This window comes from Aeromonas sp. 75A (assembly GCF_051919425.1).
GTDB lineage: Bacteria > Pseudomonadota > Gammaproteobacteria > Enterobacterales > Aeromonadaceae > Aeromonas > Aeromonas veronii.
In genome coordinates this window covers 1-24,637 of sequence record NZ_JBQBES010000002.1, presented here as the reverse complement: position 1 = coordinate 24,637, position 24,637 = coordinate 1, and the positions used below count along the sequence as shown (strand labels likewise).

21 protein-coding genes are annotated in these 24,637 nt (G+C 61.2%); 7 read left to right on the top strand and 14 right to left on the bottom strand.

Annotated elements, in window-relative coordinates:
• The first annotated feature begins 10 nt into the window (after positions 1 to 10).
• The 4 genes from odhB to ACTG2T_RS00115 all read left to right on the top strand — a co-directional run bounded on the left by odhB (position 11) and on the right by ACTG2T_RS00115 (position 5,179).
• Positions 11 to 1,201 carry a 2-oxoglutarate dehydrogenase complex dihydrolipoyllysine-residue succinyltransferase gene (gene odhB, locus ACTG2T_RS00130; protein WP_330124394.1) on the top strand — a complete coding sequence of 397 codons (1,191 nt, stop codon included), beginning with the start codon at positions 11 to 13 and terminating at the stop codon, positions 1,199 to 1,201.
• A 171-nt stretch (positions 1,202 to 1,372) separates the two neighbouring features.
• Positions 1,373 to 2,539, top strand: coding sequence for an ADP-forming succinate--CoA ligase subunit beta (sucC, locus tag ACTG2T_RS00125; RefSeq protein ID WP_005361097.1), 1,167 nt, complete (start codon positions 1,373 to 1,375; stop codon positions 2,537 to 2,539).
• On the top strand, positions 2,539 to 3,411 hold the full coding sequence (gene sucD, locus ACTG2T_RS00120; RefSeq protein WP_005333542.1) for a succinate--CoA ligase subunit alpha: 873 nt from the start codon (positions 2,539 to 2,541) through the stop codon (positions 3,409 to 3,411). Before sucC ends, sucD begins: the two co-directional genes overlap by 1 nt.
• 277 nt (positions 3,412 to 3,688) lie before the next feature.
• The gene (locus ACTG2T_RS00115; protein WP_330124393.1) at positions 3,689 to 5,179 is read left to right on the top strand and encodes an autotransporter outer membrane beta-barrel domain-containing protein; all 1,491 of its coding nucleotides are present in this window, start codon (positions 3,689 to 3,691) and stop codon (positions 5,177 to 5,179) included.
• 151 nt (positions 5,180 to 5,330) lie between these two features.
• On the opposite strand, the gene ACTG2T_RS00110 is transcribed toward ACTG2T_RS00115, so the two are convergent.
• The 5 genes from ACTG2T_RS00110 to phnR all read right to left on the bottom strand — a co-directional run bounded on the left by ACTG2T_RS00110 (position 5,331) and on the right by phnR (position 11,703).
• On the bottom strand, positions 5,331 to 6,737 hold the full coding sequence (locus tag ACTG2T_RS00110; RefSeq protein ID WP_330124392.1) for an FAD-dependent oxidoreductase: 1,407 nt from the start codon (positions 6,735 to 6,737) through the stop codon (positions 5,331 to 5,333).
• Positions 6,738 to 6,755: 18 nt separating this feature from the next.
• On the bottom strand, positions 6,756 to 8,492 hold the full coding sequence (locus ACTG2T_RS00105; protein WP_330124391.1) for a putative 2-aminoethylphosphonate ABC transporter permease subunit: 1,737 nt from the start codon (positions 8,490 to 8,492) through the stop codon (positions 6,756 to 6,758).
• Positions 8,489 to 9,583, bottom strand: coding sequence for a putative 2-aminoethylphosphonate ABC transporter ATP-binding protein (locus tag ACTG2T_RS00100; protein ID WP_110303836.1), 1,095 nt, complete (start codon positions 9,581 to 9,583; stop codon positions 8,489 to 8,491). Before ACTG2T_RS00100 ends, ACTG2T_RS00105 begins: the two co-directional genes overlap by 4 nt.
• 272 nt (positions 9,584 to 9,855) lie before the next feature.
• Positions 9,856 to 10,875 (bottom strand): putative 2-aminoethylphosphonate ABC transporter substrate-binding protein, encoded by a 1,020-nt coding sequence (locus ACTG2T_RS00095; RefSeq protein WP_110303835.1) that lies wholly within the window; start codon positions 10,873 to 10,875, stop codon positions 9,856 to 9,858.
• A gap of 120 nt (positions 10,876 to 10,995) precedes the next feature.
• Positions 10,996 to 11,703 (bottom strand): phosphonate utilization transcriptional regulator PhnR, encoded by a 708-nt coding sequence (gene phnR, locus ACTG2T_RS00090; protein WP_047438836.1) that lies wholly within the window; start codon positions 11,701 to 11,703, stop codon positions 10,996 to 10,998.
• A 266-nt stretch (positions 11,704 to 11,969) separates the two neighbouring features.
• On the opposite strand from phnR, the gene phnW reads away from it, so the two are divergent.
• From phnW to phnX, 3 genes are read left to right on the top strand one after another with little or no spacing between them, the layout of a single operon-like run.
• Positions 11,970 to 13,112, top strand: coding sequence for a 2-aminoethylphosphonate--pyruvate transaminase (gene phnW / locus ACTG2T_RS00085; RefSeq protein ID WP_201956292.1), 1,143 nt, complete (start codon positions 11,970 to 11,972; stop codon positions 13,110 to 13,112).
• Positions 13,109 to 14,548, top strand: coding sequence for an aspartate aminotransferase family protein (locus tag ACTG2T_RS00080; RefSeq protein WP_236268192.1), 1,440 nt, complete (start codon positions 13,109 to 13,111; stop codon positions 14,546 to 14,548). Before phnW ends, ACTG2T_RS00080 begins: the two co-directional genes overlap by 4 nt.
• Positions 14,541 to 15,380, top strand: coding sequence for a phosphonoacetaldehyde hydrolase (phnX, locus tag ACTG2T_RS00075; RefSeq protein WP_330124390.1), 840 nt, complete (start codon positions 14,541 to 14,543; stop codon positions 15,378 to 15,380). Before ACTG2T_RS00080 ends, phnX begins: the two co-directional genes overlap by 8 nt.
• 98 nt (positions 15,381 to 15,478) lie before the next feature.
• Here the strand turns inward: phnX and ACTG2T_RS00070 are convergent, their stop codons facing one another.
• The 9 genes from ACTG2T_RS00070 to nrfA all read right to left on the bottom strand — a co-directional run bounded on the left by ACTG2T_RS00070 (position 15,479) and on the right by nrfA (position 24,374).
• Positions 15,479 to 15,931, bottom strand: coding sequence for an NUDIX hydrolase (locus tag ACTG2T_RS00070; protein WP_330124389.1), 453 nt, complete (start codon positions 15,929 to 15,931; stop codon positions 15,479 to 15,481).
• Positions 15,932 to 15,985: 54 nt separating this feature from the next.
• A complete protein-coding gene (locus ACTG2T_RS00065) occupies positions 15,986 to 16,615 on the bottom strand; it encodes a DUF2268 domain-containing putative Zn-dependent protease (protein WP_139746700.1) in 630 nt (209 codons plus the stop codon).
• 91 nt (positions 16,616 to 16,706) lie between these two features.
• Entirely contained in the window at positions 16,707 to 17,912 is a 1,206-nt protein-coding gene (gene nrfF / locus ACTG2T_RS00060) for a heme lyase NrfEFG subunit NrfF (protein ID WP_330124388.1), read from the bottom strand.
• Positions 17,909 to 18,523: a DsbE family thiol:disulfide interchange protein gene (locus ACTG2T_RS00055; RefSeq protein ID WP_330124387.1), complete on the bottom strand. Its 615-nt coding sequence runs from the start codon at positions 18,521 to 18,523 to the stop codon at positions 17,909 to 17,911. Before ACTG2T_RS00055 ends, nrfF begins: the two co-directional genes overlap by 4 nt.
• Positions 18,520 to 20,487, bottom strand: a complete 1,968-nt coding sequence (gene nrfE, locus ACTG2T_RS00050; protein WP_330124386.1) for a heme lyase NrfEFG subunit NrfE — start codon at positions 20,485 to 20,487, stop codon at positions 18,520 to 18,522. Before nrfE ends, ACTG2T_RS00055 begins: the two co-directional genes overlap by 4 nt.
• Before the next feature lie 174 nt (positions 20,488 to 20,661).
• Positions 20,662 to 21,618 carry a cytochrome c nitrite reductase subunit NrfD gene (gene nrfD, locus ACTG2T_RS00045; RefSeq protein ID WP_330124385.1) on the bottom strand — a complete coding sequence of 319 codons (957 nt, stop codon included), beginning with the start codon at positions 21,616 to 21,618 and terminating at the stop codon, positions 20,662 to 20,664.
• Entirely contained in the window at positions 21,615 to 22,295 is a 681-nt protein-coding gene (gene nrfC, locus ACTG2T_RS00040) for a cytochrome c nitrite reductase Fe-S protein (protein WP_330124384.1), read from the bottom strand. Before nrfC ends, nrfD begins: the two co-directional genes overlap by 4 nt.
• Positions 22,292 to 22,891, bottom strand: coding sequence for a cytochrome c nitrite reductase pentaheme subunit (nrfB, locus tag ACTG2T_RS00035; protein WP_330124383.1), 600 nt, complete (start codon positions 22,889 to 22,891; stop codon positions 22,292 to 22,294). Before nrfB ends, nrfC begins: the two co-directional genes overlap by 4 nt.
• A gap of 46 nt (positions 22,892 to 22,937) precedes the next feature.
• Positions 22,938 to 24,374, bottom strand: a complete 1,437-nt coding sequence (gene nrfA / locus ACTG2T_RS00030; protein ID WP_330124382.1) for an ammonia-forming nitrite reductase cytochrome c552 subunit — start codon at positions 24,372 to 24,374, stop codon at positions 22,938 to 22,940.
• Positions 24,375 to 24,637 lie beyond the last annotated feature (263 nt).

Genomic DNA, 24,637 nt, shown 5'->3' with positions numbered 1-24,637 from the left:
AACTGATTGGATGACTATCGAAATCAAGGTACCGGACCTGCCGGAATCAGTGGCCGATGCCACTATCGCCACCTGGCACAAAAAACCGGGCGATCTGGTCGCCCGTGACGAAGTGCTGGTCGACATCGAGACCGACAAGGTGGTGCTGGAAGTGCCGGCACCGCAAGCCGGAGTGCTGGGGGATATTCTGCAAGGGGAAGGGGCGACTGTGTTGTCCCGTCAACTGATTGCCATCCTCATCGCCGCTCCGGTGGCGGGTGAAGAGACCAAAGAGAAACCCGCTGAAGCGGTTGCCGATGATGGTGCCGATGGCTTGAGCCCCTCGGTGCGCCGCCTGATTGGTGAGCACGATATCGACGTGACCAAGCTGACCGGTACCGGCAAGGGTGGTCGCATCACCAAGGATGATGTGGAAGCCTTCATCAAGGCCAAGAGCCAGCCTGCGGCAGCCGCACCGGTCGCAACTGCAGCCCCGGCAGCCAAGGTTGCCCCGCTGGGTGGTCGCACCGACAAGCGGGTACCGATGACCCGTCTGCGCAAGCGCATTGCCGAGCGTCTGCTGGAAGCGAAAAACACCACCGCCATGCTGACCACCTTCAACGAGGTCAACATGAAGCCCATCATGGATCTGCGCAAGCAGTACGGCGAGATCTTCGAGAAGAAGCACGGCATCAAGCTCGGCTTTATGTCCTTCTACGTGAAGGCGGTGGTGGAGTCCCTCAAGCGCTATCCGGAAGTGAACGCGGCGCTCGATGGTGATGACGTGGTTTACCACAATTACTTCGACGTCAGCATCGCCGTCTCCACCCCCCGTGGTCTGGTGACGCCGGTGCTGCGCGACTGCGACAACATGAGCCTGGCGGACATTGAGAAGGCCATCAAGGATCTGGCGGGCAAGGGCCGTGACGGCAAGCTGACCGTGGATGAACTGACTGGCGGCAACTTCACCATCACCAACGGTGGCGTGTTCGGCTCCCTGATGTCCACCCCGATCATCAACCCGCCCCAGAGCGCCATTCTGGGCATGCACAAGATCCAGGATCGCCCGATGGCCGTTGACGGCAAGGTCGAGATCCTGCCGATGATGTATCTGGCGCTCTCCTACGATCACCGTCTCATCGACGGACGCGAATCGGTAGGCTTCCTGGTCTCCGTCAAGGAGCTGCTGGAAGACCCGACCCGTCTGTTGCTGGACGTCTAAGCCTGTGGCACCCGGGCAAGGGGTTTGCGCCCCGAGCTGAGTGTGCTGCTGGACGTTTGAGTAATACCCGAGCGATTGAAAGATAACGAGGGGCCGCCCAGGCCCCCATTCACAGGGGATTGAGAAACACCAGCCCCGGACGGAAATACCTACAACACGGATAGAGCATCTATGAATCTGCATGAATATCAGGCAAAACAGCTGTTTGCCGAGTATGGCCTGCCGGTCTCCGAAGGTTATGCCTGTGCTACCCCACAAGAAGCGGCCGAAGCGGCCGACAAGATTGGCGGCAATACCTGGGTCGTCAAATGCCAGGTACACGCCGGTGGCCGCGGTAAAGCGGGCGGCGTGAAAGTGGCCAAGAGCAAGGATGAGATCCGTGCTTTTGCCCAAAACTGGCTTGGCAAAAATTTGGTGACCTACCAGACCGATGCCAACGGCCAGCCGGTCACCAAGATCCTGGTGGAATCTTGCACCGACATCGCCAAAGAGCTCTACCTGGGCGCCGTGGTTGACCGTGGCTCTCGCCGCGTGGTCTTCATGGCCTCGACCGAAGGTGGCGTGGATATCGAGAAGATTGCCCACGAAACCCCCCATCTGATCCACAAGGCGGCTATCGATCCGCTGGTGGGTCCGCAGGCTTATCAGGCCCGCGAACTGGCCTTCAAACTGGGTCTGGTCGGCGATCAGATCAAACAGTTCACCAAGATCTTCATGGGTCTGGGCCAAATGTTCCTGGATTGCGATTTCGCGCTGCTGGAGATCAACCCGCTGGTGATCACCGCGCAGGGCAACCTGCACTGCCTGGATGGCAAGATCAACATCGACGCCAACGCACTGTATCGTCAGCCCAAGCTGCGCGAGATGCACGACCCGTCACAAGATGACCCCCGCGAAGCGCACGCCGCACAGTGGGAGCTGAACTATGTGGCCCTCGATGGCAACATCGGCTGCATGGTCAACGGCGCGGGTCTGGCCATGGGCACCATGGACATCGTCAACCTGCACGGCGGCAAGCCGGCCAACTTCCTTGACGTCGGCGGCGGCGCCACCAAGGAGCGCGTAACCGAGGCGTTCAAGATCATCCTCTCCGACAGCAACGTCAAAGCGGTGCTGGTCAACATCTTTGGCGGCATCGTGCGCTGCGACATGATCGCGGAAGGCATTATCGGTGCGGTCAAGGAAGTGGGGGTCAAGGTGCCCGTCGTGGTCCGTCTGGAAGGCAACAACGCCGAGCTGGGTGGTATCAAGCTGGCCGAGAGCGGCCTCAACATCATTGCGGCCAAGAGTCTGACCGATGCCGCGCAGCAAGTCGTCAAAGCAGCGGAGGCCAACTGATGAGCGTACTGATCAACAAGGACACCCGAGTCATCTGCCAGGGCTTTACCGGCGGTCAGGGTACTTTCCACTCCGAGCAGGCGCTCTCCTACGGCACCCAGCTGGTGGGCGGCGTCTCCCCGGGTAAGGGCGGCACCACCCATCTGGGCCTGCCGGTGTTCAACACCGTACGTGACGCGGTCGAAGCGACCGGCGCCACCGCCTCCGTCATCTATGTGCCGGCTCCGTTCTGCAAGGACGCGATCCTGGAAGCGATCGACGCGGGCATCAAGCTCATCGTCACCATCACCGAAGGCATCCCGACGCTGGATATGCTGGACGTCAAAGTGAAGCTGCAAGAGACCGGCGTGCGGATGATCGGCCCCAACTGCCCGGGCGTGATCACCCCGGGTGAGTGCAAGATCGGCATCATGCCGGGCCACATCCACAAGCCGGGCAAGGTGGGCATCGTCTCCCGCTCCGGCACCCTGACCTACGAAGCGGTCAAGCAGACCACTGACGAGGGCTTTGGCCAGTCCACCTGTGTCGGTATCGGTGGCGACCCCATCCCGGGCTCCAACTTTATCGACATTCTGGAGATGTTCCAGAACGACCCGCAGACCGAAGCGATCGTGATGATCGGCGAGATCGGCGGCAACGCCGAGGAAGACGCAGCGGCCTATATCAAGGCCCACGTCACCAAGCCGGTGGTCTCCTATATCGCGGGTGTTACCGCCCCTCCCGGCAAGCGGATGGGCCACGCTGGCGCCATCATCTCCGGTGGCAAGGGTACTGCCGCCGAGAAGTTTGCCGCGCTGGAAGATGCTGGCGTGAAAACCGTCCGCTCCCTGGCCGATATCGGCAAGGCCCTGCGCGAAGTAACCGGCTGGTAATTCCTGTTAGCCCGTTATCTCTAATAAAAGTGCCGCCCGATGGGCGGCATTTTTTATGGGTTTTAAAGTGGTTTGATTTAATCAATCATCGCGATTCAGGCGCTAAACGAATTTTATTACAGGAGACCAGAAACAGTGTGGATACTAAAATAGTCTGCGATTTGAACTTGTCAGATTGATTTGTTCCTTTACCCATTGCATCGAGTGACCTGTTTGTGGGGAATGCTAAAAGTCATGCAAGGATGTCAGTGAGATAACGTAGTGTCAGGAGGACATAATGATTTCACGTATTTTGGGAATTGGCTGCCTTACCAGTATCTGCTTGCCAACAGCATGGGCGGCGGATTGCCCGAACAGGCAACCGGGGCAGCATCTAAAGTTTCTTGGGCGTTCGGCTGACAATTCGGTATCACTATGGCTTTCAAGTCCAGGTTCCGGGGGGAATTTTCGCCTCTCTGCTCCCGGGGTATCTGAAATCGATAGTTGGAATGCAAACCGCGCGTCGTTGCACCTGAGTGTCTCACCTGTAGTACTTGATGACCTTAACGGGACTCACAAACTGGATCTCCTCAATGCGGATGGTTCTTTCAACTGCTTCCTCGATTCGAGAAACCAGACCAATCCGGTATTTCCAAATATTCCCCCGATCGATGGGGGAGAGAGTAACGGTGGCACTGGTGGCGGAACCGGAGGTGGTGGCGGCAGCAATGGAGGAAGTGGTGGCGGAACCGGCGGTGGGGGGGGCGGCAATGGTGGAACTGGTGGCGGATCCGGCGGTGGGGATGGCAGCAATGGTGGTAGTGGTGGTGGCACCGGCGGTGGGAGTGACCCGATCCGCAATATTGTGACCAGTATCAGTGCAGATGCCTTGATGGGCTATTTGAGCGGCTCCCTCAGTATTTCAGATCGTGTCGTTGTCGGGCTTGACCAATTTGAAGATATTGCCAGTCAAAAGGGGTTGTGGCAGGTATGGACTGATGTACGCCATACCGGAGTCTCCGATGATCGTAACGAGATAGACACATCCGGACATGCCAACAGCTTTTTGATCGGTATACACAGATCCCTTGGTAAAGACGGGCTGGGCGGTATTGCATTTGCCAATAGCAAAACCTCTCTTGGCACGTTTGGCAGTTCGGTACGAAATGAGGGGGACAGCTTCTTTGTTGGGCCATATGGCGGCTATAGGCTAGATACGCACTGGCTGCTGGATGGCTGGGCTGCATGGGGACGAACTGATAACGATACCGAACTCGATGTACTTAAAGGGAGTTTCAAGACAACGACCGGGTTGATCTCAGCCAACCTGACCGGCGGCTACGATGTTGGTGAATATCTGCTGCGGCCCAAGCTTGCCCTCTTTTACAGTCACAATAAATCCGATGCGTTTGATTACACAGGCTCATTGCCTTATGCAAACCAGATTTATAACGTGACATTGCGGGTTAATGAAAACTCTTTTGAATATGCCACCAGTGAAGCATCAGGGGATATCAGTCGTATTTTCACCACAACCGATGGGGTTCAAATTATACCGGCCCTGCGTCTTGGGGTTCGTTATGATATTGAGCGTCCCAATGATGGTCAGATCCTGAATGAAAATCTGACAATGGAAAGTACGACCCCGTGGAGTGGATCTGCACGGATTGCACTGGCGGTAGCCCCTCAGCGTCATCAGCGTTTTGAAGTTATCACCGGTTATTACAGTATCGGGCGTCAGGACCTTGACCTCTGGGATATTAGATTTAACGCCGCAGTGAATTTTTAATTAGTGTTGTAACTATATATGTGCTGACCTTCTGGTCAGCACATTGTTATGGATGATTGCCGATGAAGATGTGGATAGCTCATCCACGATGAGGTCGCCTGAGAGGCCAAGCGTTAGAGCCTGGTGCAATATCAAGGTCAAGTGAAATAACTTATTTATCCGCCTTGCCCGCCGCATCGGCAAGTTTGGCCAGTTGTTTGTCATACCAGGCTACCGGGCGGTTCTCATCTTCCGCCCGCTCTTTGCGCCGGATGGCGTTGCGCACCGCCATGGCGCCCAGCCAGCGAAAGGGTTCGGGCGGAAAATAGCCGCGCGGGCCGCTGACCAGCGCACAGTCGCGCCACGGCTTGTCCTCTTCCCGCACTTCATCGCGCACCAAAGCCGCCAGGATCTGGCCACCCATCCAGCTTTGCGCCACTCCGTTGCCGGAGTAGCCGAGGCCATAGACGATATTGGGCTGCCCTCGCCAGTGGCCGAAGAAGGGGAGGCCATCTACCGAGCGGTCGGAGGCGCCGCACCAGCTGGCGGCGATGGGCACCTCTTTGAGCGCCGGAAAGAAGCGGCGCAGGGTGCGGGTGAGGGGGGCAAGATAACGGCTGGGGGCATCAAACTCGGCCAGATGGCGGTTGGCAAAGGCGAAGGTGTTGCCCCCCTTGCCCAGCATCAGCCGCCCTTGCGGGGTGGAGCGGTAGTAATGCACAAAGGTGCGGCCATCCACCACGGAGCGGCCGTGCGCAAGCTGCTGGGCGGCCAGTGCATCCGGCGCGGGGTCGGTGATCACCATATCGGAAGAGACCAGCACTATGCTGCGGCGAAACTCGCGAAAGTGCTGCACCATGGCGCTGTTGAGGGCCAGTACCACCTTGCGGGCACGCACCTCACCCTGCGGCGTTTGCACCCGTGCCGGCTGGCCCGCCTCAAGGCGCTGCATGGGGGAGTGCTCATAGACCTCGACCCCCAGCTCCCGCGCCACCCGCAGCAGGCCGCGCACCAACAGTGCCGGTTGCACCGAACCGGCGTGGGCGCTGTAGAGCCCCTCCAGATGAACGTGGGAGCCGCTCTGGCTCGCCAGTTCACCCTCCGCAATCGCCTGCCACTGGTTAAGGTCGGCTCGCTTGAGTTCCTGCAATACCGGCTCCATCAGGCCGCGCTGGGCCTCGCTGGTGGCTGTGTAGCAGGTGCCCTCGACCCTCAGCTGTGCCTCAATATTGTGCTGTTCGCAGAAGCGGGCGATCTCGTGCACCGCCTGCTCGGATCTTTGCACCAGCCAGGCAGCCTGATCTTCCCCAAAGAGACGCTTTAAGGTCAGGTACTTGGCCGACCAGGTGAGCAGGCAGCCGCCGTTGCGCCCGGAGGCGCCGCTGCCGCAGCGATCTTTTTCCAGCACTATGACGTGCAGGTGCGGTTCGGCCTGTTTAAGGGCGATGGCGCTCCACAGCCCGGTAAAGCCGCCACCGACGATGCAGACATCGGCCTCGTGGTTGCCGACCAGGGGGATGGGGGGCGCGGACTGTTCGGCGGCGAGCGCTTCGGCCAGCCAGAAGGGGAGAGTGGACATGATGACTCCTCGATAAGGTTATTGGTGGCGCCAGCGCTGGGTGCGATCCAGCAGGGCGCGGCTCAAAAAGAGCTGGAGCAGCTTGGCGGTGGCGGCGGCCAGCAGGATCAGGGTGGCCATGGCGGCGGCCGCGGCTGTATCGCCGGAATCCTCCATATTGAGTACGGCGATGGAGGCGAGCACGCTGTCGCTCGAATAGAGGAAGATCACCGCCGAGGTGGTGGTCATGGCGTTGACGAACAGATAGATAAAGATCTCCAAGATCGCTGGCAGGGAGGCGGGCAGGGTGACCCGCCAGAACGCCTTCCAGAGCGGAATGCGCAATGAGATGGCCACCAGCTCCAGCTCCTTGGGCAGTTGCTTGAGGCTGGTCAGCGCCGTCATATGGCCCACCGTGTAGTAGTGGATGACGCAGGAGAGCACCATCAGCGGCAGGGTGCCGTATAGGCCGCCAAAGAGCGGATTGCCGTTGAAAAAGAAGATGTAACCGAGCCCCAGCACCATGCCGGGCACCGCCAGCGACAGCATGGCGAGCAGATGCAGCAATTGGCGCAGCGGCGCGAAGTGGCGCCCCTTCTCCTGCGCCCAGGCCAGCACCATCACCAGCACGGTGCCGATCAGCGCGGTATAGAGGCCCAGTTGCAAGGTGTTGGTAAAGGGCTGCCAGCCATAGACGCTGTTGCTGTCAAAGGCATAGTGATCCAGCGTCAGAGCGAGGTTGTAGGGCCAGAACTGCACCAGGGATCCGTAAACCGCCATCCCCACCAGCGCCAGAAACAGCAGGGCCCAGAGCGTGCACCAACCGAGCGCCAGCAGATCCCGCAGCCGATGGGGTTTGGGCTGATAGGGCACCGCCTTGGTGCTGCTCTGCTCCTGCATCTTGCTGCGCACCCTGTGCTCCAGCGCAAAGCTCAACAGTGCCGGCAGCAGCAGGGTGACGCTGGCAACGGCGCCCAGCGAGAAGTTCTGCATTCCGATCACCTGCCGGTAGATATCGGTAGCGAGCACGCTGTACTGGCCGCCAATCACCTTGGCTACCCCAAAGTCGCAGATGGTAAGGGTGAAGACCGCGATGGCGGCGCTGAGCAGGCCATAACGGGCGGTAGGCAGGGTGACGGTGACAAAGGTGCGCCAGCCGCTGCTGCCCAGCACCCGGGAGGCTTCATAGAGGCGGGCATCGCTCTGGCCGAGCGCCGTGATAAGGATCATCAGGGCGTGGGGGAAGCACCAGAAGCCAAGGCCAATGACGATGCCGATGGGGCCGTAGATGCTCTCGCCGCCGAGCAGCCCCTTGGCGATCCCCTGATTGCCAAACCAGTAGACCAGACTGATGGCGGGCAACAGGGAGGGCATCAGGAGCGGGATCAAACCGATGAGGCGAAACAGGCTCTTGCCCGGCATACAGGTGCGGGTGAGGGCATAGGCGTAGCCAAAGGCGATGGTCACCACCAGCGCGGTGATCAGCACCCCGAGCCAGAGGGTGTTGCCGATGGTGCGCCCCAGATGAGGGGAGTCGAAGTAGGCGCTGAAGTTGGCAAGGCCCACCCAGAGGCCGTTCTCATCCTGCAGACTCTTTTGCAGCATGGTGAGCAGTGGCAGCAACAGACCGCCGGTGAGCAGGGCGATGCCGAGCACCAGCAGGATCAGTTGCAGCAGCTGATCCCGGCTCCAGCCGCGACAGAGCCGCTGCCAGCGAGAGTCTTGCCGGGCTGTCACTGGTGGCAGCAGGGAGGAGGTCGCAAGGGGGGCTGTCATGGGCGCTCTCCTTCAAACAGCTGCATCGCCCCGGCGGGCCAGTGCAGCGAGCAGCGCATGCCGCTGCGCCAGCCACCCTGTTCGTGGCGGGGCAGCTCATGGGTCGGGCGTTCCACCAGAATTTGCTGTGGGCCCAGATAGGTGTCGGCGGTACAGATAAGGCGCTGAGCGGCGCCGAGAAACTCCACCTGATCGATGGTTGCTTCAACGCCATGTTGCCCAAGATACGGCTCGCTCGGCGCACTCAGGGTGATTGCCTCGGGGCGGATCGCCACCTGCAATTTGCTGCCGGCCGCGGCCTGGTTGGCAAGTGTCAGCGGTTGTTCGTTGAGGCGCACCTGATTGGGGCTCAGCACCAGGGTCTCGAGGAAGTTCATGGTACCGACAAAGCTTGCCACGAAACGGCTGGCAGGCTGGTGGTAGATCTCCTGCGGAGTGCCCACCTGTACGATGCGGCCGCCCTCCATCACCACGATGCGATCGGCCATGGTCAGCGCCTCTTCCTGATCGTGGGTCACCATGATGGTGGTGATGCCAAGGCGCTGCTGCAGGGCGCGGATCTCGCTGCGAAGGTGGGTGCGTACCAGCGCATCCAGCGCGCTGAGCGGTTCGTCCAGCAGCAGCAGGCCGGGGGAGAGGGCGAGCGCCCGGGCCAGCGCCACCCGCTGCTGCTGGCCGCCAGAGATCTGGCTCGGGTATTTGTGGGACTGGGCAGTGAGATCCACCAGCCCCAGCCAGTGATCGACTCGCTCCTTGATGAGATCCCGCGCCAGCCCCTGATTCTCAAGGCCGAAGGCGATGTTCTGGGCCACCGTCAGGTTGGGGAAGAGAGCATAGGACTGAAACACGATGCCAAAATCGCGCTCCTGGGGCGGCAGGCGGGAGATATTGCGCCCTCCTTGCCAGATCTCGCCGTTGTCCGCTAGATCCAGCCCGGCGATGGCTCTGAGCAGGGTGGTTTTGCCGCAGCCGGAGGGGCCGAGAAAGCAGATAAACTCCCCCGGCTCAATGGTCAGAGAGATCCCCTTGAGGGCCTGAAAAGCACCGAACTGCTTGTTGAGATGTTGAATGTCCAGATAGGGCTGGGCCATGGTTCGACTCGCTACTGATTTGGTATATACCAGTTTGCATGTGAAGTGTGACGGTCAGGTGATCGGGGGATGACAGCTTGATGACAGTCAAATGAGATCGGGTCACCAGCAAGTGGTTGGGCCCTGTGTGGATGGACTAAGCATCGCTAATTGAAGGCAATACAAACTCGGGAAGTTAAAACCAAAAAGCGAAGGCCAACAGCTGTTGGCCTTCGACTGGCAGTTTATTGGCAGCGGTGTGTCTGGCGTGAACAAACCGCCGCCCTTCACGCTTACTGTTTGGCTTCGGTCTTGCCGTCGAAGCTGGCGCTCCACTGGGCCAGGATGGTGTTGCGCTCGCGGGCAGCCCAGCCAAAGTCGTTGTCGATCATCTGGCCTTTGATATTGGCGGGATAGCCGGCTCTGGGTTTGGCCACATCCGGAATGGCGACCACTGCGAACGACTTGTTGTAGAGGGTATTGGCCTGTTCGGTGGCGGCAAAGTCGAGCAGCTGTTTGGCGGCTTCCAGCTTGGGAGTGCCCTTGATGATGGCGGCGGCTTCCATATCCCAGCCCGACCCCTCTTTCGGGAACACCACCTCGATGGGGGCACCCTTGGCCTTGAGGCTGGTAGCCGGGAAGTCGAAGGAGATACCGATCACCGTTTCACCGCTGGCGGCCAGCTTGCAGGGGGCGGAGCCCGAGTGGGTGTAACGGTCGATGTTCTGGTGCAGGCCGTTCATGAATTGCCAGCCCTGCTGCTCGCCCATGGTCTGCAGCCAGCCAGCAACGCTCAGGTAACCGGTGCCGGAGGAGCTGGGGTTGGGCATGATCACCTTGCCCTTGTAGATGGGCTTGGTGAGGTCGGCCCAGCTGGTGGGGGCCGGGATCCCCTGTTTTTCCGCCTCTACCTTGTTGAAGCAGATAGCGCTGAAGAAGGCGTCCAGACCGATCCAGTGAGGCTCGGCCTTGCTGTCGCGAAAGCGGCTGTCGAGCTTGTCCAGTCCTTTCGGTGCATAGGCATTGAGCATCTGCTGCTGATCGAGCTGCATCAGGCTGGTGGCGGCCAGACCCCATACCACATCCGCTTTGGGCTGGGCTTTTTCTGCCAGCAAGCGGGCGGTGACCACGCCGGTGGAGTCACGCACCCACTTGATGTTGATGTCCGGATGCTGGCGCTCGAACGCGGTTCTCAGCTCGTTGAGCTGCTCCGGTTCGAAGGCGGTGTAGACGGTGAGATCGGTCGCGGCCAGTGCCGGGGCGGTCATGGCAGCCAGCACGGCGGCGGCCAGCAGATGGGTTCCCTGTTTCATCCTCTTCTCCAGTTAAATTGGTTTGGTATAAACCAGATTGGTCGAGAGAGAGGCTAGGGGATCTTTATGACGTGACCGTGACAGCCCCGTGACGTTTTGCCGTTCCTGATTTATCCGTGACTAATCCTGGGTATCCACTTCGATCTCCAGGCTGTCGTGGCGCCAGTACTCCAGATCGAAGTCGAGCACCCGGCCGTGCTGATCGAAGTTGAGCCGCTCGAGGCGCAGGGCGGGCAGGCCGGCGGTGGCTCCCAGCGCCTTGGCCACCTCGTCCGGCAGGGCGGTGGGGAAGAAACGCACCTGCATGCGGGCGTAGTGAAGATCGTAATGGGCCTGATAGATCTCGGTCAGGCTGCCGTTGAGATCCAGCTCCAGCAGGCCCGGGACCCGCTCTGGCAGGCAGTGGTTCTCGCAGTAGCAGATGGCGCGCCCGTTGGCATAGCGCAGTCGCTTGAGCAAAAAGAGGCTGTCGAACGGCTTGAGCTGCAGTTGCGCCATCAACGCGGGCGGCACCGCCTGGCGGCTTTTCTCCAGCAGCTCGGTGTGCGGTTCACCCCCTTGCTCCCGCACTATCTGGTGAAAGTTGGAGGTGCGTCTGGGGTTCAAGCGAAAGCGCGGCGGGGTGACGAACCAGCCGCGGCGATCCTCCCGATAGATAAGGCCGTTCGCCTCCAGCTGCACCAGCGCCTCGCGGATGGTGACCCTTGTGGTGCCATAGAGTTCACCCAGCAGCCGCTCGGAGGGGAGCTTGTCGTTGGGGGCCAGACCCCCCGCCAGGATCTGGTTAGCGAGGGCATCCTTGATCTGCAGATATTGGGGTTTGCTCATGAAAATCCCTGGTTTTGCAATAAGTTGTGCAATGAGTTGGGCAATAGGCTGGGCACAGGGCAGGTCATCTGCTCGGTCGTTACACGGCAACATCAACATGCGTTGGTAGATACCAGAATCGCCCCTGTTGTTCAGGCTTCCTAGATTATCGCGATCCCGGCGCTGAAAATGAATTTTTTGTTGCACGTAGCGCCACCCCTTTGACCTTGGCGGGGCAGTTACCCACAATGCGCTCATTCTGGTATATACCAAAAAGGAGCGAAGTCATGACCCATATTCCTGCGGCCCCTGCCGCCGTCGATTACCTGCTGCTGACCCCGGGCCCCCTCTCGACCACCGCCACTGTGCGTGCCGCCATGCTGCAAGACAGCTGTACCTGGGATGCGGACTATAACCAGGGGGTGGTGGAGCCCATCCGCCGCGAGCTGGTGCGCCTCGCCACTGGCCCGGAATATCAAAGTGACTACAGCGTCGTCTTGCTGCAGGGGAGTGGCAGCTATGTGGTGGAGAGCGTGCTGGGCTCGGCGATAGGCGTCGATGAGTGTCTGCTGATCATCAACAACGGCGCTTACGGTGCCCGCATGGGGGAGATGGCACGCTGCCTTGGCCTGCGCCACCTCGAGTTGGACTGTGGCGAGACCACCCGCCCCGAACCCGCCACCATCGAGGCGATGCTGAGGCGCCACCCCGAGATCACCCACTTGGCCATGGTGCACTGCGAGACCACCACCGGCATGCTCAACCCGCTCGACGAGGTGGCCGAGCTCTGCCAGCGCCGCGGTATTCGCCTGATCGTCGATGCCATGAGCAGCTTTGGCGGTATCCCCATCGATATGGGACGCCTTGGCATCGAGTTTCTTATCAGCTCGGCCAACAAGTGCATTCAGGGGGTGCCGGGTTTTGGCTTTGTCATCGCCCGCCGCGCCGCACTGACGGCCTGCGCCGGTCGTGCTCGCTCGGTCTCCCTCGACCTGCACGCCCAGTGGCAGACCATGGAGTTGCAGGGGGGCAAGTGGCGCTTTACCTCGCCCACCCATACCGTGCTTGCCTTTGCCCAGGCCCTGCGCGAGCTGGAAGAGGAGGGGGGCATTGCCGCCCGCCATCAGCGCTACAGCGAGAATCAGCGCACCTTGGTGGATGGCATGGCTGCCCTCGGCTTTGCGCCGCTGCTGCCCGAGCAGTGGCAGTCTCCCATCATCACCGCCTTCTACTCTCCGACCCACCCTGACTACCGCTTCGCTGACTTCTACCAGCGGCTCAAGGCGCAGGGCTTTGTCATCTACCCGGGCAAGGTCTCCCAAGCCGATTGCTTCCGTATCGGCAATATCGGCGATGTGACCCCAGGGCGGGTACGCGATCTGCTCGCCGCCATGGCCAGCGCCTGCTACTGGCAAGGGGACGCGCGATGACCAGCATGCTGGCTCAGGGTCGTGATCTGCGTGGCCGCGATTTGCATGACCATAAGCTGCACGGTAGCGGCCGCGCCGATAGCGAAGGGGATATCAACCTCGGCGAGGGGCGGGCGCGCTGGTGGGCTGACCAGAGCGAAGATGTACAGGCCGGATTGGCGGAGGATAGCCGCTATTTCCTCCATCAGGCGCTCTCCACCCCCTGTCTGGATCTGCTTGAGTGCGCGCAGGGGAGCTGGTTGACCAGTGTATCGGGCAAGCGTTACCTCGATTTTCACGGCAACAGCGTTCATCAGCTGGGTCACGGTCACCCCAGGGTGGTGGCCGCGGTGCAGCAGCAACTCGCCGATCTGCCGTTCGCGCCCCGCCGCTATACCCATCAGGTTGCCATTGACTGTGCCCGCACCCTGGCTGAACTGGCCCCGGGCGATCTCAACCGAGTGCTGTTTGCCCCCGGCGGCAGCGAGGTGGTGGGGATTGCCCTGAAGCTCGCCCGTTTCATCACCGGCAACAGCAAGGTGGTGTCCCTCTGGGATGCCTTTCATGGCGCCTCCCTCGATGCCATCTCGGTCGGCGGCGAGGCCTGTTTTCGCGCCGGCATGGGCCCCTTGATAGCCGGCGTGGAGCGCATCCCGCCGCCCACCCGATATCGCGGCGTCTGGTATCGCGGGGAGGGGGATGATGTGCACTACGCCGATTATCTGGAGTACGTCATCGAGAAGGAGGGAGGAATAGGCGCCTTTATCGCCGAACCTATCCGCAACACCGATGTGCAGGTGCCCTCGAAGGCCTACTGGCAGCGGGTGCGGGAGATCTGCGATCGCCACAAGGTGTTGTTGATCGTCGACGAGATCCCCAATGCCCTGGGGCGCACCGGCCACTGGTTCAGCTTTGAAGAGTTCGGCATCGAGCCCGACATCATCTGTCTGGGCAAGGGGCTGGGGGGCGGGGTGGTGCCGTTTGCAGCGCTCATCACCCGCGACCGGTTCAATCAGGCCGCAGCTATTTCACTCGGTCACTACACCCACGAGAAGAGCCCTATCGGCTGCGCGGCGGCGCTCGCGACCATCGCGACCATCCGCGAAGAGGGGTTGCTGGCAAAAGCGCAGGAGGATGGCCGTTTTATGGCGGCCGAGCTCGGCAAGTTGGCCGAACGTCACCCGCTGATCGGGCAGGTGCGCGGTATCGGTATGCTTTGGGCGCTCGATCTGGTGGTCGATCATCAGAGTCGCGCCCGCAATAGCCAAGCCGCCGAGCGGCTGCTCTACCGCTGTCTGGAGCTGGGGCTCAGCTTCAAGGTCTCCCAAGGGAACGTTATCCAGCTCTCGCCACCGCTCAATATCACCCGCGCCGATCTGGTGCGCGCCATCACCATTCTCGATCGCGCATTGGGCGAGATCGCACTTTCACCGAAACAGGAACACCACCATGACTGACTTGCAGATTGCCATTCACCCGACCACCGACGTGGAGGCGCTGATCCTCGACTGGGCCGGTACCGTCGTCGATTTCGGCTCCTTCGCCCCCACCTCCATCTTTGTCGAGGCCTTCGCCCGCGCCTATGACTTTGCTGTGACCCTGGACGAAGCACGCCAGCCCATGGGCCTTGGCAAGTGGGATCATATCGCCGCGCTGGGCCGTCTGCCCTCGGTGGATGCGCGCTGGCAGGCTCGCTTTGGCCACCCCATGAGCCACGCCGAGGTGGACCACCTTTATCACACCTTTATGCCGCTGCAGATTGCCGCCGTGACCCGCTTTGCCGCTCCCATCCCCGGCGTGTTGCCGGTGCTGGATGCTCTGCGGGTGCAGGGGATGAAAATCGGCTCCTGCTCCGGTTACCCCCGTCCGGTGATGGAGGCGCTGGTGCCAGCCGCGGCCGATCACGGCTATCGCCCGGATCACTGGGTCGCCACCGATGACCTCAAGGCTGGTGGTCGCCCCGGTCCCTGGATGGCGCTGGCCAACGTAATTGAGCTGGGAGTGAGCGCGGTGCATCGCTGCATCAAGGTGGATGACGCCGTACCGGGTATCAGCGAAGGGCTTAGCGCGGGCATGTGGACGGTGGGATTGTCGGTTTCCGGCAACGAATTTGGTGCCACTTGGGAAGAGTTTGCCGCCATGAGCGAGGCGGAGATCGCCGCCCGGCGCGCACCGGCCGAGGCCAAACTGCGGGCGGCGGGGGCTCACTATGTCATCGACACTCTGGCGGATATAGCCCCGGTTATCGCCGATATCAACCGCCGTCTGGCCGCTGGCGAGCGGCCGTAGGCCATCTGCTTGGGCTAACAAAAGCGCTTGGCTGGCTTTAGATGCAACACGCCCCCATCCGGGGGCGTGTTGCATTTACAGGGGGAAGTTGTGCGCAGTCAGCAGATATCAACCCGCATCAGGGGAGAGGGGGCGTTGTCGACAAAGTGGTGCCAGATATGGTCGTAGAGCGCCTTCTGGCCGGGGAAACTCACCAGCGCCTTGGCCTCGGCCAGGGAACACCAGCGATATTCGGTGTGCTCGTCGTTGAGGGTCACCGCCTGATTGGGCGGGCAATAGACCACAAAGACCGGCACCACCTCCACCGTATTCAAGCTCGCCTCGTAAAACTGCTCCAGATACTGGCCGTTGTAGAGCTCGGTGACCTTGATCCCCGTCTCTTCGCCAAACTCCCGAATAATGGTCTGCCAGCCGGTTTCACCCGCCTCCACCGTGCCCGCCACATGGCACCAGAAGCCTCCCTTGACCCGTTTCATCACCAGCAATCTGGTTTCGCCATCGACAGTGGTAAGGGCAACGCCGGATACGGCCTTGCAGCGAATGGGGATCATGATCTTCTCTCCGGATTTGGGCTCTGTGATAGCCACGAACAGTATGAAGGCGTGTTAATTGAAATACGCTTCGGCGGGTAGACCCATGACCTCTATTTCATTCAGTCCATTTTTGGCCAGATAGTTGGTCACCAGATTGAACCCCACCCAGTAACCGGCATATTTGGGAAATGGCCGGTTATCACGGCAGTAAAAAAAGTCTAAATAGTTGAACTGCTTGCTGGATAGATGGGGCGTCATCTCTGCCAGGAGCGATTGCCAGTCATGGTGATGAGACTCCTTGAACAGCGAGGGGAGGGTGCCACCATTGAACCTCTGCTCAAAGTAGCAGGCCAGTCCTTCAAAAATCAGGTTTTCGGCCAGTGTTTCTGCTTCCACCTTGTTCTTCTTTTGCACGATATGGTGGACTTCGTGGGCCAGCACGGCAGGCAATTCTGTGATGATCACCTCTTTGATATCAGGCCGTTCCAGATCAAGCTGGAGTTCTATTCGATACATGTTGATGGCCCAGCCACCGATACCCGAATCGGGAGCATCCCCCTCGGCAAAAGGGCTGAAGGTGACATCCAGTTGGGAGAGATCGAACAAGGCATTCAATTTGTGCGCCGTCTCGGCAAAAACGTGCCTAATGGTGTCATCGAGCCCATCGAATTTACCCGAGTCGTTTAACAGGGTGAGTTGCATCCAGACATCCTTGTCTATTGAAAGAGAGTGCTGAGCCACTTGCGTGGTCGCGGCGCCATATCACCACGATTACCCTCCTTTAATCAAGGGGTTACCCGCCCATTATGCTTGCCGTCTGGATCGCCTCAATCAGCGCGGCCCGATTGATGCGAGGGCGCTCGCCATCGAGCAGTTGCTGCCACAGGGCAATGGCCTGGCTGTAGCGGCCATGCAGGAAGTGATCGGAGGCGAGCAGCATCAGGGCGCTCACTTCCCCCGCGTCCTGCTTGAGGGCGCTCTCCAGCAGGCGGGTTGCCTCGGGAGTCAGCTGCTGGCCCGCCTGATAGTAGAGCACAGTGGCTTGGGCGGCTTGAGTCGCCGCGCTGGCGCCCCCCTCCAGCAGAGCGAGACGTTGGTAGGCGAGCAGGGCGTTGTCATATTCACCCCGATAGAGATAGAGCTGGCCGAGCGCCGCCCAGCTGTCGAGGTCGGCGGGGCTGCGCTGAAGCTTCTGATGCAGACTCCCCAGCTCCTTGTCCTGCAGAGCCCGCGGGCTCAACCCCGCCAGCGGATCGGGACGGGATGCATAATCCTGCCATGCCTGATAGCGGCCGCTGCTGAAATACACAGCGGCAACGGCCGCGATGGCCAGGAGGCCAAGCAGCAACAAGGCCCGCCCGTGCTGGTTATTGCGGCCGCGATTGTCACGCTGGCTGGCCAGTTGCGCTCGCAGGGCCAGCTCAGCCGCCGGGATGGCGTTGGCCAGGCGGGCGGCGCTCAGCTCCCCGTATAGCGGTTGGTCGGGGGAGAGGCCTGCCTGCTCCCCGTGCATGATCAGCAAATTCAATTCGCTGCGCGGATCGGCGGCGGGCTGAGGGGGGGCCTCAACGATGGCCTTAACGGCAGGGATGGGTTGCACCTTTGTGCGCGTCAGGCGGCGAGACAGGATCAACAGCGCCAGCCCCAACAGCAGCAGGGGACCGCCCCACAGTAGCGCCGTGCTGGCCTTGAAGGGGGGATCGTAGCGGACGAAATCGCCGAAGCGCTCCGTCATGCGGGCGATAACCTGCTCGTCGCTCTGTCCCTCGTCCACCCAGCGGTAGACCTCTAGCCGCAGATCCCGCGCGATGGGGGAGTTGGACTCCACCAGATTCTGGTTCTGGCACTGAGGGCAGCGCAGGGCGCGGGCCACTTCCTGAGCGCGGGTCTGCTGCTCGGGGTGGCGAAACTGATAGGTATCGACCCCGCTGGCAAATGCCGTTGCACTCAGCAGCATGCCGAGGGCCAGCAGGGTGCAGGCAAGAGAACGGCGCATCATGGCTGTGTCTCCAGAGCTGATATTGCAATAGACGGCGCAATAGATGGCGTAATTGCGGGTGCCGTTGTGGCGGCCTTCATTTGCGCGTCAGTTCGCGCCTTGTCGAACAGGGGGGCAAACTGGCGTTGCCAGATCCCTTTGGTAAGCTCGCCGGTATGGCGGGCTAGCAGGGTGCCATCGGCATCAAACAGATAGGTCTCCGGCGTGCCGTAGACGCCGAGCTCAAGGGCCAGTTTGCCGTCAGGGTCGGCCAGCACGGCACGATAGGGGTTGCCCGCCTGGATAAGCCAGGCGCGGGCCGCATCCCCCTTGTCCCTGTAGTTGAGACCATAGAGGGGCACTGTGCCCGCGAGCTCGCTGAGCAACGGATGCTCGGCGCGGCAGTTGACGCACCAGCTGGCCCAGACGTTAAGCACAAAGGGCTCCCCCTTGAGGCTGGCGGTCTGGAGCGGACTCCCGTCCAGCAGATTGTCGCTCTGCCACGCAGGCAGGGTACGTCCGAGCGTCGCGTCATCCTGGCTGTAGGGATTGTTGCCAAGGCCGAGCCAGAGCAGGATGCCGAGGCTCAGGGTCAGCAGCAGTGGAACAAAGAGGCGCAGGCGGGATCTCATAACGCCTCCTGTTCGAGCCGGGGATGGGTGGTGCCAACCGCAACGGAACGGGAGGCTAGCAAAGGGCGACGGGCGAGCAGACGCAGGGCGCCGCCTGCCATCATCAACAGGCCGCCGAGCCAGATCCAGCGCACCAGCGGCTTGTAGTGCAGCCGCATGGCATAGGCATCTGGCCCCATCTTCTCACCCAGCACCACGTAGAGATCGCCGAACATTCCCCACGCGATGCCGGGTTCGTTCATGTTCATGGTGCGCACGCTGTAGTGGCGCCGCTCAGGCGTCAGCCGCGCCACCTCTTTACCGCTCTTGTGCACGCTAAGCGTGATGCGCTCGGCGGTATAGTTGGGGCCGATCACCGGCTCGCTCCCCTCATAGCGAAATTCGAACGCGCCGAGTTGGTAGGGTTGGTTGGCACTTAGCACTGTGCCTCCTTCCTGACTGTGGTGGCTCACCTGATTGATCCCGAGGGCGCACACCGCCACCCCGAGGTGGGCCAGCAAACTGCCGAACCGATTGAGGGTGAACTCGCGCAGCGACGTCGGTTCCAAGAGCGGGAGCAACAGGCTGACCATCAGCCAGAGGCTCACCATATTGGCGAGGATGCCGCTCCAGCTACCGGAAAACGATCCCTGTTCCAGATAGGCAAGGCTAATGAGCCCGCCGCCAAGCAGGCCAAACAGCGGTGGCAACAGAGCGTTGAGTCGGGAATGTGGCGCAAGCTGCTGCCAGCGCAGGCGCGGCAGCTGGGTCATCAGTGCCATCAGGCAGAGGGCCAGCGGCACGAAGATGGTATTGAAATAGGGGGCGCCCACCGACAGCGAGCCCAGATGGAGCGACTGGAACACCATGGGGTAGAAGGTGCCGAGCAGCACGCTGGCGCAGGCCACGCAGAGCAGCAGGATGGCGGCGCCGAGCAGCCCCTCTTTTGACAGCAAGCCAAAGCGGGCATAGGGGGCGCGAATGTCTGCGCGCAGGGCAAACAGGGTGAGGGCGCAGGTCAATAGCAAGCCGAGCAGTAACAAGAGGGTGAGGCCGCGGCTGGGGTCGACTGCAAAGGCGTGCACCGAGGTGAGCACTCCGGAGCGCACCACGAAGGTGCCGAGCAGGCTCAAGGCGAAGGTGAAGATGGAGAGCAACAGCACTGCGTGACCATAGGCACCGCGCTTCTCGCAGACGACAAGAGCGTGCAGCAATGCAGTGCCGAGCAGCCAGGGCAGCAGGGAGGCGTTTTCTACCGGATCCCAGAACCACCAGCCGCCCCAGCCCAGTTCGTAATAGGCCCACCAAGAGCCCAGCACGATACCGGCGGTGAGAAACACCCAAGAGCCGAGCGCCCAGGGGCGGCTCCAGTGGGCAACGGCGCCATCCAGTCTGCCCGAATGGAGCGCCGCCATGGCGAAGGCGAAGTTGACCGCAAAGCCGACGTAACCGAGGTAGAGCAGGGGCGGGTGGATGATGAGGCCGATATCCTGCAGCATGGGGTTGAGATCGCGCCCCTCCAGCGGCCCCGGGAATTGGCGGTCAAACGGGCTTGAGAAGATCAGGGTATAGAGGCCGAACAGCCCGACGATCAGACCCATGATGGCCAATACCCGGGCTGTGATCAGCGGATCGACCCGCTTGGAACAAAGGGCCACCAGGGCGCCCCACAGCCCCAGCGCAAACACGAAGAACAGCATGGAGCCCTCGTGGCCCCCCCACACGGCCGCCAGTTTGAAGCCAAGGGGCAGGGCGCTGTTGGCGTGCTGGGCAACATAGCTGACGGTGAAATCATCTTGGCCAAAGCAGCTGGCGAGCAGCAGCAGGGCGGCCAATAGCAGGACGGCATTGATCAGCGCCAGCGGCGTGGCGCTGCGCAGCAGGGTCGGGGAGGCGAGCCGTAATCCCAGCCAGGGCAGGGTGCCCTGCAGCAAGGAGAGTGCCGCCGCCAGCAACAGTGAGAGATAGCCGAGCTCCGCCAGCACATAACCTCCGGTTCAATCTTTGATGTCATTCATGTCATGACACACACGCCGCGTTGTCTCCCTTTGGCGGGGAACATTGCCAAGCAGCGTGTCTGGCATCACCAGAAATTCATTGGGCCAGCAACAAACCAGCGCCAGTCACCCGAAGGGCGGCTGGTGCTGGTGATCATATCTTTAAACTACCGTCATCTGGCCGGCATAAAGCACGAAGTAGCGCAGCAGCAGGATCCCCACCAGTGTCAGGCTGCAGACCAGCACCAGATGGCCGTTTCGCTCCCGCAGGGGCGCCGGGGTCAGCAGAGCCAGCAGCTGGGGCAGCAGCATGCCGATGCCCACCACCCCGAGCCAGAACACCTGAGCCCAGAAGCCACTGCCGATGGCCGCCCACATCGCCACCTCTTTCTGGCCGCCACCGAAGTAGAGGCCGGTAAAGAAGCAGACCAGCAGCAACACCTCCACCGCCAGCACAGGTCGCTCGAAGCGATGGACAAAGCTCACCCCCTGGCTGTGATGGTTCTCCTTGAAGATCGTCACCGCCAGCAAGATGGTGGAGGCGATACCTGAGCTGATGCCCGAGACCAGAAACAACACCGGCAGCACCGGGTTGTTCAAGAGCGGATAGGTCTTGAGTGCCGAGAGCAGAAAGCCAGTGTAGGCCCCTAGCAGCACGGCAAGCAGCAGCAAGAGCGGCGCCAGCAGCCGCTCGATGCGGGCGAGCCAGCCAATCAGCCCATCCACAAAAGCGAACTTCTCTTGCAGCAACCTGCCGCGCAATGTCTCGATCTCGGCGCGAAACACCACCGCCAGCCAGGCGAACAGTACCGCCATATAGAGCTGAAACAGCATGACCCCCATCGACATCACGGAGTCGAACTGATAGTGGAACATCAGCTTCCAGAAGGTCCAAGGGCGGGCCAGATGGAAGATAAGGATGAGCAGCCCCAATATCACGCTCGCTGGCGCCAGAATGGCGGTTGCCTTGATGATGCCGCTCTCGCTGCCGGCCCCCTTGCTGCGCAGCAGCACCGAGAGGGTGGTGGCCCCGGCGGAGATGCCGAGCAGAAAGAGATAGATAGCGATGGGCCAGTCCCAGACAAGGGAAGGGAAGTGAAATGCGTCTTGTATGGTCATGACGTTATCTCCCCTTTGGGCACGCGGTACATCTTGGGCGAGGTGCCGAGTGCCTGCTTGTAGCGATAGGTGGTCTCTTTCACCAGCCGTTGGGCAATGGGGCTGTCCGGATCATCCAGATTACCGAACACCAGCGCCTTGGTGGGGCAGGATTCCACGCAGGCCGGCTCCTTGCCCGCCGCCAGGTTGGTCTTGCGGCAAAAGTCGCACTTGTCTGCCACTCGGGTCACAGGGTTGATGAAGCGCACCTGATAGGGGCAGGCGGCGAGGCAATACATGCAGCCGACGCAGAGATCCGCGTCGACGTCGACGATGCCATCCTTCTTGCGGATATGGGAGGCGCCGGTGGGGCAGACATGCACGCAGGGGGCGTTGTCGCAGTGCTGGCAGGACTTGCGAAAGAAGCGGTACTCGGCGTCGGGAAATTCACCGACCGGGCCTGATCGGATGATCTCGAGGCGCGAGACCCCTTGTGGCACCTGATTCACCTCCCGGCAGGCATCCATGCAGGCGGTGCAGCCGATGCAGGCCGTCTCATCGTGGATCATGCCATAGCGTATCCCGTCGATGGTCTGGCTGTGGGCAAGGGGGGTAGCAAGGGAGCGAGTCGGCCCCGTCATCATGATAAGGGCCCCCGCGCCCATGCCCGCCATAAAGTCACGGCGAGAGCAGCTCATGATGCCTCCTTGCCGGTAGCCGGTTTGGACTGCTCCTGCCGGGCCTTGCTGGCCTCATGCTGCTTGCTGTGGCAGTCGACGCAGAGCTTGATGCGGGACTTCTCCGGTAGCCCCACCATGGGCTCCTTGGCCGGATGCAACTGGTGGCAGCTGGTGCAGGTGAGCTTGGTGGCGTGCACGTCGTGGGCCCAGAGCGCCTCGCGCAGTGGTTTGGGCTCGTGGCAGCTCATGCAGACTCCATTCTGCTCGCTGATGGGATAAAGCTTGATGCTCTCTTTATCCTTCAGGCTGTGGCTGAAGCGCATCACATCCTTGACCCCTTCCCGGTGCTGGGGGGAGGGCTGGCCGTGGCAGTTGGTGCAGGTCACCGGCTTGAGGTTGTTGGGATTGGTCGCCTGACCATGCTTGCCGTGCATTCCCTCGCTCTGCTCCTTGTGACAGTCGGTGCAGGCCTTGTCGGGATTGCGTAAAAATTCCACCTCATGTGTAGCTGGTACAGGGGCTGCTGCCGGCTCGGCCGCCTGACCCTGCAGGCTGGTGAGCAGCATGGCTGCCATCAGCATCAGTCGTAAGAAATCCATTGTTAAATCACCCATAGGAAGCCTCCATCCGTGGCGGGCACCGCAGTGCCCGCCCGCTCCATTACTGCGCCAGTCGTCCGGCCGCTTTGGCCTCGGCTTCCCAGGCGGGCACTGTGGTCTTGAGGAACTGGGCCTTGTCCGCGTTCATCTGCTTCATGTCCATGCCAAGAGCGGCCTGGGCCTTCTCCTTGCTGGAGATGTCAGGAATGGCGATCTCGTGGCTGATCCCCTTGGCGGCCAGCAGGCGTGCCAGCTTGGTGCGGGCGTCGGCGGCTTTGTCCAGGGCGGTTCCCAGCATGCGCAGCGCCACTTCCGGGGCGTGCATCTGCACCCCGTGGGAGGCGATGGAGAAGTCCCAGCGCCATTGGGCGTGACGGATGTCCTGCAGAATGTCCTTCATCTCGGCCTCGGTGGCGCCGGCATCCCAGGCGGCCTTGGCTTCAAAGTGGGCGTGCACCAGCTGCTTCTCGACTTTGAGCTTGATCTCGGTGACGGCGTCCTTGCGCTGCTTGACCACCCCTTGCAGCATCTCCTTGCTCTGGGTGTGGCAGTTGCGGCAGGTCTGGTCGAAGCGATCGAAGGGGTTGCCTACCTTGTGGTCGGTGTAGACCTTGCCTTGCTCGTTCTGCACCTTGGGCATGTGGCAGTCGACGCAGGCGACGTTGTTCTGGCCGTGAATGCCGGCGCGCCAGGTCTCGTACTCGGGGTGCTGGGCTTTGAGCATGGGGGTCTTGGAGAGGGCATGGGTCCAGTCGGCAAAGCCTATTTCATCGTAATACTGCTCCATCTGCTCCACTGTGGTGCCCTTGTCCCAGGGGAATTTCACCGCCTTGGTGGGGCCGCTGAAGTAGTACTCCACGTGGCACTGGCCGCACACCTGAGACTGCTGATCGAAGCGCCCCTGCTCCTTGAATGGCTTGCCGATGGCGGTCATGGCCCGGTCGGCATAGGGACGGGAGAGGTGCAGGGCGGGTTTCCCCTCCTTGAACTCTTTCGAGGCGGTGTCGTGGCAGTCGGCGCAGCCGATGGTGTTGACGATTTCCGGTCCGCCTTTTGCCCACATCCCCTTGAAGTAGCCATCCTCACCCTTCTCGTCGATGACGCGGGCCACGTCCGGGCCTTTGCAGCTCCAGCAGGCCATGGGCAGCGGACCGTCTTCGGCAGTCTTGGGGGCGCCGGTGCGCAGGGTTTCCCGCACGTCGGTCAGCGCATAGAAGTGGCCGCGCGGCTTGTTGTAATCCTTGGAGAAGGGGTAGCCGGCCCAGAGCACCACCATCTGGGGATCTTCCGCCAAGGCGTCGGTGCGCTCGCGGCTCTCGCTGGTACCTTTCCAGCTGGTGAACTGATCGGCGTGATCCTTGGCGAACAGCTCGCTGCGCGCCTCTATCTTGCCCTTGGTGGTTGCGTCATCAGCCTGTGCCCAGCCGCTGGCGCCAAGCCAGCTGGTCAGCAGCAGGGCGGCGAGGCCCAGATTGATATGCCTGTGTTGTGAACCCACGTTTATCACTCCCAGATAAATGTTTTGGTCTCGTCTGACCCGTTCCATCTTGGTGTGGATCTCTCCCCGTCGGGCGGGGTGGGCAGACATTCGCTTGCGGGTGAATAAAACCGCGCAATATATGATTGCTCGAGGGTTACCCTAACAAATAGGTAAATTTAATGATGATTTATCGGAGGGAGAGTTGTGCCAGATCAATTGGTGCACAGGATTGATCGCTGAAATGAGATCTGGATTAAATTTTATGGAAACTCAACTTCTTG